Source organism: Mycobacterium sp. PDNC021 (assembly GCF_048282635.1).
Classification (GTDB): domain Bacteria; phylum Actinomycetota; class Actinomycetes; order Mycobacteriales; family Mycobacteriaceae; genus Mycobacterium; species Mycobacterium llatzerense.
The window spans coordinates 5,486,271-5,499,091 of the sequence record NZ_CP182502.1; the positions used below are offsets into that span (position 1 = coordinate 5,486,271).

10 protein-coding genes are annotated in these 12,821 nt (G+C 66.9%); 5 read left to right on the forward strand and 5 right to left on the reverse strand.

Annotation, left to right across the window (positions count from 1 at the left end; genetic code table 11):
- Positions 1 to 2 precede the first annotated feature (2 nt).
- The 3 genes from ACNO8X_RS26235 to ACNO8X_RS26245 are packed head-to-tail and all read left to right on the forward strand — an operon-like array spanning position 3 to position 4,152.
- The gene (locus ACNO8X_RS26235; protein ID WP_418003376.1) at positions 3 to 935 is read left to right on the forward strand and encodes a potassium-transporting ATPase subunit C; all 933 of its coding nucleotides are present in this window, start codon (positions 3 to 5) and stop codon (positions 933 to 935) included.
- Positions 936 to 946: 11 nt separating this feature from the next.
- Complete coding sequence (locus ACNO8X_RS26240; protein ID WP_418003377.1) at positions 947 to 3,475, forward strand: DUF4118 domain-containing protein; 2,529 nt, start codon at positions 947 to 949, stop codon at positions 3,473 to 3,475.
- Positions 3,472 to 4,152 carry a response regulator gene (locus ACNO8X_RS26245; protein WP_043398993.1) on the forward strand — a complete coding sequence of 227 codons (681 nt, stop codon included), beginning with the start codon at positions 3,472 to 3,474 and terminating at the stop codon, positions 4,150 to 4,152. Before ACNO8X_RS26240 ends, ACNO8X_RS26245 begins: the two co-directional genes overlap by 4 nt.
- A 2-nt stretch (positions 4,153 to 4,154) precedes the next feature.
- Here the strand turns inward: ACNO8X_RS26245 and ACNO8X_RS26250 are convergent, their stop codons facing one another.
- Positions 4,155 to 4,982 carry a class I SAM-dependent methyltransferase gene (locus ACNO8X_RS26250; RefSeq protein WP_418003378.1) on the reverse strand — a complete coding sequence of 276 codons (828 nt, stop codon included), beginning with the start codon at positions 4,980 to 4,982 and terminating at the stop codon, positions 4,155 to 4,157.
- A gap of 149 nt (positions 4,983 to 5,131) precedes the next feature.
- Here ACNO8X_RS26250 and ACNO8X_RS26255 point away from each other — a divergent pair, with 149 nt between their 5' ends.
- Positions 5,132 to 7,972, forward strand: a complete 2,841-nt coding sequence (locus tag ACNO8X_RS26255) for an aminotransferase class I/II-fold pyridoxal phosphate-dependent enzyme (protein WP_418003379.1) — start codon at positions 5,132 to 5,134, stop codon at positions 7,970 to 7,972.
- 273 nt (positions 7,973 to 8,245) lie between these two features.
- Positions 8,246 to 9,001, forward strand: a complete 756-nt coding sequence (locus ACNO8X_RS26260) for a cutinase family protein (protein ID WP_133763343.1) — start codon at positions 8,246 to 8,248, stop codon at positions 8,999 to 9,001.
- A gap of 303 nt (positions 9,002 to 9,304) precedes the next feature.
- On the opposite strand, the gene ACNO8X_RS26265 is transcribed toward ACNO8X_RS26260, so the two are convergent.
- The 4 genes from ACNO8X_RS26265 to eno are packed head-to-tail and all read right to left on the reverse strand — an operon-like array spanning position 9,305 to position 12,732.
- Positions 9,305 to 10,264: an exopolyphosphatase gene (locus ACNO8X_RS26265; RefSeq protein ID WP_418003380.1), complete on the reverse strand. Its 960-nt coding sequence runs from the start codon at positions 10,262 to 10,264 to the stop codon at positions 9,305 to 9,307.
- Positions 10,255 to 10,746: a DUF501 domain-containing protein gene (locus tag ACNO8X_RS26270; protein ID WP_418003381.1), complete on the reverse strand. Its 492-nt coding sequence runs from the start codon at positions 10,744 to 10,746 to the stop codon at positions 10,255 to 10,257. The genes ACNO8X_RS26265 and ACNO8X_RS26270 overlap by 10 nt, the downstream gene beginning before the upstream one ends.
- Entirely contained in the window at positions 10,739 to 11,419 is a 681-nt protein-coding gene (locus ACNO8X_RS26275) for an FtsB family cell division protein (RefSeq protein WP_418003382.1), read from the reverse strand. The genes ACNO8X_RS26270 and ACNO8X_RS26275 overlap by 8 nt, the downstream gene beginning before the upstream one ends.
- Positions 11,420 to 11,442: 23 nt before the next feature.
- Positions 11,443 to 12,732: a phosphopyruvate hydratase gene (gene eno / locus ACNO8X_RS26280; protein ID WP_043398978.1), complete on the reverse strand. Its 1,290-nt coding sequence runs from the start codon at positions 12,730 to 12,732 to the stop codon at positions 11,443 to 11,445.
- Positions 12,733 to 12,821: the final 89 nt, after the last annotated feature.

Below are 12,821 nucleotides of genomic sequence, written 5' to 3' on the forward strand. Positions count from 1 at the left end.
TCATGAATATTGGCAACCTGATTCGCGTGCACATCGCAGCGCTGCGCGCGCTGCTGGTCCTGACCGTCATCACGGGCCTGGCCTACCCTGTGCTCGTCTGGGCCGTCGCTCAGCTCCCCGGGCTCAAGGACAAGGCCGACGGTTCACTCGTCACCGCGGGCGGAAAGGTCGTCGGCAGCTCGCTCATCGGCCAGCTGTACACCGACGCAAAAGGCAATGTGCTGCCGCAGTATTTCCAGGGTCGGCCGTCCAACGCCGGCACCGGGTACGACCCGATGGCCAGCGGCGCGAGCAACCTCGGCCCCGAGAGCATTGTCGACACGCCCGGTGACCCGGCTGAGATCAAGGCAGGCAAGGCGGCAAGCGAAGCCGGATTCAAACCCAGCTTGCTGACCCAGGTGTGCACGCGGAGCTACGGCGTCGCGGACACCGAGGGCCTGGACCACACTTCCGGGGCACGTCCGTTCTGCACCTCGGACGGCGTGGGCGCGGTGCTGTCGGTGATCGGGCCGCGGGATGCCACGGGCAACGTCACTCATCCCACCAAGGTGGTCAGTGTGAACCAGCCGTGCGAGACGACCAAGGCTCCCTTCGCTGCGACCTATGAGGGTGTGCGGGTCGAATGCGCCAAGTACGGCGAGGATTACACCGCAGGACAGATCGTCGCGATCCGCGGCTCGGCGCCGTCCGACCCGCAGGTGCCGGCTGACGCCGTCACGGCCAGCGGCAGTGGCCTGGACCCAGACATCTCGACCGACTACGCCGACCTGCAGGTGGGCCGGATCGCCAAGGTCCGACACATCTCGGCTGACCAGGTCCGGGCTCTGGTGAAGGACAACACAAGTGGCCGTGCCCTGGGTTTCATGGGCGAGCCTCGGGTCAACGTCCTGCAACTCAATCTGGCGTTGGACCAGAAGTACCCGTCCAGTAGCTGACCTACTGGACAATGGGACACATGGACGTGCCGGACAAGCGGGGCGAGTTACGCATCTACCTGGGCGCAGCCCCCGGCGTGGGCAAGACCTTCTCGATGCTCGGCGAGGCACGACGCCGGCTCGAGCGCGGCACCGACGTGGTCGCGGCCGTGGTCGAGACGCACGGCCGCAAGAAGACGGCGGAGGCGCTGGAAGGCATCGAACGGATCCCGCCGCGGTTCATCGACTACCGCGGCGGGACGTTCGCCGAGCTGGATGTCCCGGCGGTGCTGGCCCGCCACCCTGAGGTGGTGCTGGTCGACGAACTGGCGCACAGCAACACCCCCGGCAGCAAGAACGCCAAGCGCTGGCAGGACGTCGAGGAGTTGCTCGACGCCGGCATCACCGTCATCTCCACCGTCAACGTCCAGCACCTCGAGAGCCTGAACGACGTCGTCGCCCAGATCACCGGCATCGAGCAGCAGGAGACGGTGCCGGACTCCGTGGTGCGCAGTGCCGCTCAGATCGAACTGGTCGACATCACTCCGGAAGCGTTGCGCCGCAGACTGTCCCACGGCAACGTGTACGCGCCGGAACGCGTCGATGCGGCGCTGTCGAACTACTTCCGGCAGGGCAACCTCACCGCCCTGCGCGAACTGGCACTGCTGTGGCTGGCCGATCAGGTCGACGCCGCGCTCGCGAAATACCGTGCCGAACACAATATTTCGGATACCTGGGAGGCCCGCGAACGCGTCGTCGTGGCGGTCACCGGCGGTCCGGAATCAGAGACCCTGGTCCGACGGGCGTCACGCATCGCCTCCAAATCCAGCGCCGAGCTGATGGTGGTGCACGTCGTCCGCGGCGACGGCTTGACCGGCGTCTCCGCACCCCAGATGGGCAGGGTGCGCGAGCTGGTGGCCAGCCTGGGCGCCACGCTGCACACCGTCGTCGGCGGCAGCGACGGCGACGTACCCAGTGCCCTACTGGATTTCGCCCGCGAGATGAACGCCACCCAGCTGGTGCTCGGCACATCACGACGGTCGCGGTGGGCCCGGCTCTTCGACGAGGGCATCGGCGCCAAGACCGTCCAGCACTCCGGCAAGATCGACGTGCACATGGTCACCCATGAGCAGTCCCAGCCCGGCTGGTCGTGGTCGACGGCAACCCGCGGCCAGCGGCACCTGACATCCTGGCTCGCCGCTGTCGTCGTGCCCGGCATCATCACCGCCATCGCCTCCCTGCTGGACCCGTTCCTGCACATCGGCGGCGAGAGCGCGGTGTTCTTCATCGGCGTGCTGATCGTCGCGCTGCTCGGCGGCGTCGCGCCGGCCGCCCTGTCGGCGGTGCTGTCCGGGCTGCTGCTCAATTACTTCTTCGTCACCCCGCGCTACAGCTTCACCATCGCCGACCCGGACAGCGCCCTGACCATCGTGGTGCTGCTGGCCGTCGCGGTCGCGGTCGCCGCGCTGGTCGACGGCGCCGCCAAACGCTCCCGGGAGGCCCGCCATGCCTCTCGCGAAGCCGAGCTGTTGGCCCTGTTCGCGGGCAGCGTGCTGCGCGGCGCCGACCTCACCACGCTGCTGGAACGGGTCCGTGAGACCTACGCGCAACGGGCTGTCAGCCTGCTGCACGAGGAGGACGGCATCGTCGCCTGTGTCGGCAAAGAACCCTGTGTGACAGTCGATTCCGCCGACACCGCCATCGAGGTCAGCGACGACAAGTACTGGCTGCTGATGGCCGGTCGCAGGACCGAGGCCCGCGATCGTCGGGTGCTCAGCGCCGTCGCCCGACAGGCGGCAGGTCTGGTGCGCCAGCGTGCGCTGGCCGAAGAAGCCGGCCGCGCCGAGGCTTTGGCCAAAGCCGACGAACTGCGCCGCTCCCTGCTCAGCGCTGTCAGCCACGACCTGCGCACCCCGCTGGCCGCGGCCAAGGCGGCGGTGTCGAGCCTGCGCAGTGAGGACGTCGGCTTCTCCCCTGAAGACACCGCCGAACTGCTGGCCACCGTCGAGGAATCCGTCGACCAGCTGACCGCGTTGGTGGGCAACCTGCTGGACTCGTCTCGGCTGGCCGCCGGGGTGGTGAAACCGGAGCTGCGGCGCGTGTACATGGAAGAGGTCGTGCAGCGGGCGCTGCTCGGAATCAGCCGGGGTGCAACCGGTTACGGGCACCGCGGGCTCGAACGGGTCAAGGTCGAAGTGGGCGACGCCGTCGCGCTGGCCGACGCAGGCCTATTGGAGCGCGTGCTGGTCAATCTCATCGACAATGCACTGCGCTACTCCGCGGGCAGCGTGGTACGGGTGAACGCCGGACAGATCGGCGACCGGGTGCTGATCACCATCGTCGACGAGGGGCCCGGCATCCCCCGCGGCGCCGAAGAGCAACTCTTCGCGCCGTTCCAGCGCCTCGGCGACCACGACAACAGCACCGGTGTGGGACTTGGTCTTTCGGTCGCGCGCGGTTTTGTCGAAGCAATGGGCGGCACCATCTCTGCCACCGACACCCCCGGCGGCGGGCTGACCGTCGTGGTGGACCTGGCAGCCGCGGGAAAGGATCGGGTGTGACACGGGTTCTGGTCATCGACGACGAACCACAGATTCTGCGTGCGTTGCGGATCAACCTGTCGGTGCGCGGGTACGACGTCACCGTCGCGGCCACGGGCGCCGAGGCATTGAAAGCAGCCGCGGAACACAAACCCGACGTGGTGATCCTGGACCTCGGTCTGCCCGATATGTCCGGCATCGACGTGCTGGCCGGGCTGCGCGGCTGGCTCACGGCTCCTGTGATCGTGCTGTCGGCGCGCACCGACTCGATGGACAAGGTCGAGGCCCTCGACGCCGGGGCCGACGACTACGTGACCAAGCCGTTCGGCATGGACGAGTTCCTGGCCCGGCTGCGAGCCGCCGTGCGGCGCGGCGCGGCGGCGTCCGAGACCGACGAGCCCGTCGTCGAAACATCGTCATTCACAGTCGATCTCGCGGCCAAGCGGGTGACCCGCAGCGGCAACGAGGTGCACCTGACCCCCACCGAATGGGGCATGTTGGAGATGCTGGTGCGCAACCGCGGCAAGCTGGTGGGCCGCGAGGAACTGCTCAAAGAGGTGTGGGGTCCGGCGTACGCGAAGGAGACCCACTACCTGCGCGTGTACCTGGCCCAGCTGCGCCGCAAGCTCGAGGTCGACCCGTCACACCCCAAGCACCTGCTGACCGAGGCCGGGATGGGGTACCGCTTCCAGGAGTAGCGTCAGCCTTTGACCGCTTGCAGGGTGTAGGTCACAGGCATCCGGTCACGCCCGCTGGCGAGGACATACTCCTCTTCGAAGTCGGCGCTGGGGATCATCGCCTCCCCCAACGGATTCCACGGCACCTCGCGATGTTCTTCCAATGCGGTGACGGTAAGCCCGGCCTCGGTGAGCGCGGTGAAGATCTCCCCGAGACCGTGGTTGAAGCTGACCGACTCGGGCGCGGCGACTGCACCGCAGCCGGCATAGCTCTCGTGTTCGACGAAAACCGTTCCGCCAGTCTCGAAGTAGGGATACTCCAGCACCAGCAGACCGTCCGGCCGGGGGTCGCAGATCGCCCACAGCACGGGGTGCCCCTCGCGCATGAACAGCCGTCCCCCTGGCCTCAGCAGCTCGGCGACGACAGCCGCCCACCGACGGATGTCGGGCAACCAGCAGAGGGCGCCGATGCCGGTGTAGACCACGTCGCAGCATCCCGCGCCGAGCGCCCCGACCGCACCGTCCACGTCGGACTCGACGAAGCGCACATCGGCGTTGGCGCGACGAGCCAGGTCCCGGCCCGCGTCCAGGGCGGCCGGCGAAAAGTCCAGCCCCGTTACCGAGCGGGCACCGAGCCTGGCCAGCGATACCGTGTCGGTACCGATGTGGCACTGCAGGTGCACCACGTCGCGGCCGTCGAGCTGCCCGAGCCGCGGCAAGTCGTAGCGCACTACGGCCGAAAGGTACTCGGGGTCGTCGAAGGCAGCCAGGTCGTAGCCATCGAGTGCGGTGTGCAGCGGCACCCGCGCCTCCCAGTTCGCCAGATTGATGCTGCGCCAGTCGTCGATCACGGGTTCATCCTCACAGCTCGGCGCTCACAGCTCGACTTCTTTTTTCCGCCATGCAATGGACGCACAGCATTCGCCTGACATCAGCAACCGACGGTGGAACGCTGAACCTTGATGCCGTCCCACCCAAAGCACCTTTGAAAAGGCTGGAAATGGTAGACAATTCGCGCGCGTACAACAGTGTCTGGCAATTGCGGGGCGACGCATGGTGCCGCCTCGAAGAGGCCGCGGATCGGCTGACCCGAACCACCACCGTCGGCGATCTCAAGGACCAGTACATCGGTGTCTGCCGGGAACTCCTCGCCACCCTCACTCCGCTGGAGCCGTACTGGGCATATCCCGGTTCTGTCCAGTTCGCCAAGGTGCAGCGGTTGTTCAACGGGGGGAGCTACGACAAATTCGCGAAGGCAGTCGCCCGGATCAATCGGGCGCTGACCACCGAGTCCTACCGGACCGGCGACATCGACAACGCCGGCATGGACGACACAGACATGTTCCCCACCGACCCGCGCACGCTGGAACAGCAGCCCGTCACCCGCAGGGAGCAGCTGTACTTCGAGGTACTGATCGTCGAGAAGATGACCGAGGCGCAGGAGCAGGCGCTGCGCGCAGAGGTCCGCAGCTGGCGCCGGCCCGACGATGAGTTCGTCTACGAGCTGGTCGTGGTCGCCAGCGGCGACGAGGCCTTGATCGCGGCCCGTCTGAACGTCAACCTCCAGGCCGTCGTGATCCGGCGGCGGTTCAGCCACCAGTCCGAGCGCGACCTGTCGGCGCTTGCACAGTTCATCGACACCAAGGTGTCCGCAGTGCTGGACGACCACAAGTCGCCCGACGAGCGCGCGCAGATTCTCGCGTCGTCGCTGCAGGAGCTGCGGCCCGAACTCGACCTGTATCTCATGACGGAAATCGAGGTCGAAGACATCGCCGGCCGGCTGGGTCCGCACTTCCGCCGGGTGTTTCACGCCCGCGAGGGCGTGCTGGAACTGCACCTGTCGATTCTGCAGGGCGTCGCCGAGCGTTACCGGACACCGTTCTTCAGTGCACTCAAGCAGTACAGCCACCGGCCCACCGGGGTGTTCCACGCGCTGCCGATCAGCCAGGGCAAGTCAATTGTCAACTCGCACTGGATAAAAGACATGGTCAGCTTCTACGGGCTGGACGTATTCATGGCCGAGACGTCAGCCACCTGCGGCGGGCTGGACTCGCTGCTGGAGCCGACCGGGCCACTGCGCGAAGCCCAGCAGCTGGCGGCCGAAGCGTACGGTTCGCGGCGCACCTACTTCGTCACCAATGGCACGTCCACGGCCAACAAGATCGTCACCCAGTCGCTGGTGGCGCCCGGCGACATCGTGCTACTCGATCGCAACTGCCACCAGTCGCACCACTACGGGATGATGATGGCCGGGGCCAACGTCATCTATCTCGAGGCCTACCCGCTGCCCGACTACACCATGTACGGCGCGGTGCCGCTGCGCGAAATCAAGTCAAAGTTGTTGGCACTCAAGAACGCCGGCAAGCTCGACCGCGTCAAGATGATCTCGCTGACGAACTGCACCTTCGACGGCATCGTCTACGACGTGCAGCGGGTCATGGAGGAATGCCTGGCCATCAAGCCTGATCTGGTATTCCTCTGGGACGAAGCATGGTTCGCGTTCGCGCGGTTCCATCCGGTGTACCGGGACCGCACGGCCATGGCGTCAGCCCGACGGCTGCGCGACAAGCTGGCCGACCCCGAGTACCTCGCCACGTATCAGAATCAGTTGAAGGCCGACATCGAAAAGCCGCCTACCGATCAGGAATTGCTCGATCGACGGCTGATCCCGGACCCGGCGAAGGCCCGCGTGCGGGTGTACGCGTCGCAGTCGACGCACAAGACGCTGACGTCGTTACGTCAGGGCTCGATGATCCACGTCTTCGATCAGGACTTCGAGCAGAAGGTGGCCGAGGCCTTCCACGAGGCGTACATGGCGCACACGTCGACGTCGCCCAACTACCAAATTCTGGCGTCGCTGGATCTGGGCCGGCGGCAGGTGGCGCTGGAGGGAGTCGAGCTGGTACAGCGCCAGATCGAGAACGCCATGCAATTGCGGGACGCGATCGACAACCACCCGTTACTGAGCAAGTACATGCGGTGCCTGCGCACCTCGGATCTGATCCCCGACGAATTCCGCGCCAGCCACATCGAACAGCCGCTGCGCTCCGGCCTGCAGAACATGATGACCGCGTGGGACAAAGACGAGTTCGTACTGGACCCGTCCCGGATCACCCTGTCTATCGGGCACACCGGCTACGACGGGGACACCTTCAAACGTGAGCAGTTGATGGACCGGCACGGCGTGCAGATCAACAAGACTTCGCGAAACACGGTGCTGTTCATGACGAACATCGGCACCACGCGCAGTTCGGTCGCCTTCCTCGTCGAAGTGTTGGTGAAGATCGCCGCCGAACTCGACGAGTCGGTCTCCGAGATGGGCCTCGGTGAGCGCAGCCGGTTCGAGCAGAAGGTGCGACGCCTGACCACCTCGGCGGCCTCGCTGCCGAACTTCAGTGGGTTCCACCCGGTGTTCTCCGACGTAGCATGGGCCAACGGTGCCGTGCCCACGCCGGAAGGCGATGTGCGCCGCGCCTTCTACCTGTCCTACACCGACACCAATTGCGAATACCTCACCACCGACGAAGTATTCGAGAAGTTGGACAACGACGTGGACGTCGTCTCGGCGACGTTCGTCACGCCGTACCCGCCGGGCTTCCCCGTCCTGGTGCCGGGTCAGGTGTTCAGCCGCGAGATCCTCACCTTCCTGCGCGACCTCGACACTCCCGAAATCCACGGCTACAACCCCGACTACGGCTATCGCGTGTACACCGAGAAAGCCATCGACATGTGCGGCCCCGTGATCATGCCGCCGGCGCACGTTGCGGCACCCGTGCCCTCGGCACCGCCGACGGCACCAGCAGCCACCAAGGCCAAGAAGAGCACCGCGAAGTCGGGCTGACGTCGGAGCCTCTCCTTCGACACAGTCGATTCGGAGCCGTCAACTTTCCCTGACAGTCAATGAAAGTTGACGCTTCCAGATCGAACACGCCCTCCAGCGGCCTTCCAGCCATGGGCTAGGGCGCCGGCGCGTAGTCAACGCATTCCGGACCGCAGTTCATCCCGCATGCTTAGCCACCCTAGATATGCGGTACGTCACACCGGCCCGCCGGAATCGCAGCACCCCCGTTCGGCTTATACCAGGCAACTGGAACTTCAAGGACGGGGAAACAACATGAGCGCCATTCGTAACGTGGCCAACAAGGTGGCACTGACCGCCGTGGCCGCCTTCACGATCGCCGTCGGCGCCATCGCCGGCCCGGTCGCCACCGCCAACGCCGCCGACGACTCCTGTGCGAACGTCGAGGTCGTCTTCGCCCGCGGCACCTTCGAAGGCCCCGGCGTCGGAGCCACCGGCCAAGCCTTCGTCGATGCACTGAACGCCCGCATGCCCGGCCGCAACATCGACGCCTACGGCGTGAACTACCCCGCCTCCCTGGACTTCGGCCAGGCCGCCGAGGGCGTCGCCGACGCCACCAACCGCATCGAGTCCATCGCCGCCTCGTGCCCCGCCACCAAGATCGTCATCGGCGGCTACTCGCAGGGCGCCGCCGTCGCCGGCTACAGCACCATGAGCAGCGTGCCCGCCGGGTTCGTCCTGCCCGCCGGCATCAGCGGCCCGATGCCCTCGTCCGTCGCCTCGCACGTCGCAGCGGTGGTCCTGTTCGGCACCCCCAGCCCCTTCGTGCTGAGCGTCGCCGACCGCAGCGCCCCCGCCATCAACATCGGCGGCGCCTACGCCGGCAAGACCATCCAGCTGTGCGCCCCCGGCGACCCGATCTGCGGTGGCGGCATGGACCGCTCTGCCCACAGCGCCTACAAGTTCAACGGCATGGCCAACCAGGCCGCGGACTTCGTCGCCCGCCAACTGGGTGCCCCCGCCGCTCCGGCCGCGCCCATCGTCCAGACCTCGGACGACACAGCCAACTGAATCACCCCCAGGCCGACGGTCGGAAGCCAACCAGCTTCCGACCGTCGGTCTGTCCGCAGCCTTCACGCGGCACCCCGATCGAACTATGGTGAAGTAGTCATATCTCGATAAGCCGAGACAATCAGGGGTGAACAGTAATGAAGGTTTCCACCAAGAACGTGTCGACGTGCGGCTGTCAGTGCAACGCATGCCGCGACGGACACCACTGCCACAACCGCCCGAACTGCAAGGTCTAGCTAGAAATCTCGACCGTCGACCGTGGGGGTTGACGAGGGATTTCCGCGGAAACCCCCACGCTCGGCGTCAGACCGACAGCGCGATGCCGTCCAGGATGTCGTGCTCGCTGACCACCAATTCCGTGATCCCCGCCCGCTGACCGAATTCGCGGGCCAATTCCTCGACGACGACCGACCCGCCGCCGATCACCGGCACCCGGCCCGGGTGCATGGGGCCGAGCTCGGCGCGTTGCGCCCGCGGCATCGCGATCAGGTCGTCACATACCTTGAAGACATCGGGAATTCCGATGCGGGACAGGTGAATTACCTCGGAGTCATACTCCGGTAGGCCCAGGGCCAGCGCGGCCACCGTGGTGAACGTGCCGGCCACACCGACCCAGGTGCGGGCACCTTCGACGGGCACGACGTCCAAAGCCTCAGCCAACTTCTCGCGCACCACAGCACGCGCCGCCGCCACCTCGTCGGCGGTGGGCGGGTCCGACAGCAGGCATCGCTCGGTGAGCCGCACGCAGCCGATGTTGGCCGAGAAACTGGCCACCACGTCCGCAACCGCGGCACCGGACCCGCCGAGCACCACCTCGGTCGAACCGCCGCCCAGGTCGACGACCACGAAAGGTCCTGTCGCCGGGTCCAATTCGCCGACGGCGCCGCGGAACGACAACGCCGCTTCCTCGGTCCCGGTGATCACCTCGGCCACGGCGGCCGGCATCACCCGGCCCAGCAGCCGGGCCGTCATCGCGAAGAACTCATCGCGATTGCCGGCATCCCGGGCCGCGGAGGTCGCGACCATCCGCACCTTGGACACATCGTGCGCCAGCATCACGTCGACGTAGTCGGCCAGCGCGGCCTCGGTCCGGGCCAGCGCGGCGGGCGCGAATTCACCTGTGGCGTCGACACCTTCACCGAGGGTGACGATCCGCATCTCGCGATGGACGTCGCGCAACCGACCGTCGGCGACATCAGCGATGAGCAGCCGGATCGAATTGGTACCGCAATCGACCGCCGCAACCCGCGAACTCACACCCACACCTTCGGATCCAGAATCCCGGCCATCGCCGGCTCGACCGCCAACAACGCCAGCGCCTCATCGCCAAAGGGGTTGACGCCCGGGCCTTTTGCCAACGAATGCGCCATCACCACATGCAGGCACTTCACCCGGTCCGGCATCCCGCCGCCGGAGAACGTCGTCCCCAGCGACTCGATGGCGTCCCGCTCGGCCAGGAACGACTCGTGCGCCCGCAGGTAGGCCGCGCTCAACTCTTCGGATGCCTGCAGACGTTCGGTCATGTCCCGCATCAGCCCGGACGACTCGAGCCGGCTGGCCGCGGCTGTCAGCGCCGGATGCGTCAGGTAATACAGGGTGGGAAAAGGGGTTCCGTCGGGCAACCGCGGTGCGGTCTTGACCACGCCGGGTTCGCCGTTGGGGCAGCGGTAGGCGATCTCCAGCACCCCACGCGGTTCCCGCCCCAGTTGGGCCGCAACGGCTTCCAGATCAGCAGTCTCAACCACCGGGCGGCGCCTGAGGTGCGGGCTGGTCAGTCGAGGGCACGGCGCCATCAGGGCCGGGCGGCACGACCGTCGGCGTCGGCGTCAGGCCGTGCGGTTGATCGGCAATGGTGTGCCACAGCGCGGTGTACCAGGGCTGGTTGCTCTTCGCGGTGGGCGACGGCGCGGGCGCGACAGGCGTCGCGACGGCACCGGGAGGCAGTTGCACCTGATACGGGATATCGCCCGGCATCACGAAGCCCAACCGCTCACGGGCCTGCGCGGCGATGTACACCGGGTCGGCCAACTTCACCTTTTGCTGCTCCAAATTGCTGATCTGCGAACGTAATTGGGACTCTGCCGTGGCCAACTGCTGCATCTCGGTGCGCTGCGCGAAGAAGGTGCGCACCGGTCCGGCGATGGTCAGGGTCAGCACGCACACCACGACGGCGAGAATCGCCGCCCGGCGCGCCGCCGACCCCAGGCGCTGCTCGGCATGGTGCTCGACCGACTCCGTGTAGGCCTGCCGGATGGGCTCGGTGACGGGGACCGGCAAATTTTCCGGGACCCGCCGGGGCTCGGCCTTGGGCCGGTTACCCGCCTTGGCGGCCGACGTGCCGTTCCCGGCGCGCCCCCGCTTCGCCTCGCCGGGTTTGGCGGGGCGAGAGGCGGGGGAACGCCGTTTGGGATCGGCCATATCGGTAGGTCAGACCCGCGAAACTACTTGGCTTCCACCGCAAAACGCGGGAACGCCAGGTCGCCGGCGTACCGCCCGGCGTCGCCCAGGGTCTCCTCGATGCGCAACAGCTGGTTGTACTTGGCGACGCGCTCGCTGCGCGCCGGGGCACCGGTCTTGATCTGGCCGCAGCCGCACGCGACAGCCAGGTCGGCGATGGTGGTGTCCTCGGTCTCGCCACTGCGGTGGCTCATCATCGACTTGTAGCCGTTGGCGTGCGCCAGGGCGACGGCGTCCAAAGTCTCGGTGAGCGTGCCGATCTGGTTCACCTTCACCAGCAGCGCATTGGCGGCACCCTTTTCGATGCCCTCTTCCAGGCGCTCCGGGTTGGTGACGAACAGGTCGTCGCCGACGAGCTGGACGCGGTCACCGATCGCGGTGGTGAGCGCAACCCAACCCTCCCAGTCGTCCTCGGACAGCGGGTCCTCGATGGACACCAGCGGGAAGGAGTCGAGCAGCGAGGCGTAGAACTCGGCCATCTGCTCGGCGGTGCGGGTCTGCTTCTCGAAGGCGTAACCCGTTCCGTCCGTGTAGAACTCGGTGGCCGCGACGTCGAGGGCCAGGGCCACGTCGCTGCCCAGCTTCAGGCCGGTGGCGTCGATGGCAGTGCTGATCAGTTCGAGCGCGGCGTACGTACCGGCGACGTCGGGCGCGAAACCGCCCTCGTCACCGAGGCCCGTCGACAGGCCCTGCTTCTTCAGCACGGACTTGAGCGAGTGGTAGACCTCGGCGCCCCAGCGCAGCGATTCCTTGAAGGTCGGGGCACCGATCGGAGCGACCATGAACTCCTGGACGTCGACGCCGGTGTCGGCGTGGGCGCCACCATTGAGGATGTTCATCATCGGCACCGGCAGGATGTGGGCGTTCGGGCCGCCGATGTAGCGGAACAGCGGCAGGCCGGCCGAGTCGGCAGCGGCCTTCGCCACGGCCAGGGAGACGCCGAGGATGGCGTTGGCGCCGAGTCGAGACTTGTCCGGAGTGCCGTCCAGGTCCAGCAGCGCCTGGTCGATGATGCGCTGGTCGTCGGCAGCCTGGCCGATGACCGCGGGAGCGATCTCGTCGAGCACGGCCTCGACGGCCTTCTCGACACCCTTACCGAGGTAGCGGGGGCCGCCGTCACGCAGTTCGACAGCCTCGTGCTCACCGGTCGACGCACCCGACGGCACCGCCGCACGGGCGAACGTTCCATCGGTCAGTGCGATCTCGACCTCGACCGTCGGATTTCCCCGAGAATCGAGAATCTCGCGGGCTCCGACCTGTTCGATGATTGGCACTTGGGTCTCCCTTTGGCGTCACGGACTCGTGCGAACGCCCATCAGCCTAAACGGTGCCAAGACCTGAAGTGCGGCAGCTACGGGTACCG

Coding starts and splice junctions, on each gene's coding strand:
- ACNO8X_RS26235 (WP_418003376.1), top strand. CDS start 3: ATGAATATTGGCAACCTGATTCGCGTGCACATCGCAGCGCTGCGCGCG.
- ACNO8X_RS26240 (WP_418003377.1), top strand. CDS start 947: ATGGGACACATGGACGTGCCGGACAAGCGGGGCGAGTTACGCATCTAC.
- ACNO8X_RS26255 (WP_418003379.1), top strand. CDS start 5,132: ATGGTAGACAATTCGCGCGCGTACAACAGTGTCTGGCAATTGCGGGGC.
- ACNO8X_RS26260 (WP_133763343.1), top strand. CDS start 8,246: ATGAGCGCCATTCGTAACGTGGCCAACAAGGTGGCACTGACCGCCGTG.
- ACNO8X_RS26275 (WP_418003382.1), bottom strand. CDS start 11,419: ATGGCCGATCCCAAACGGCGTTCCCCCGCCTCTCGCCCCGCCAAACCC.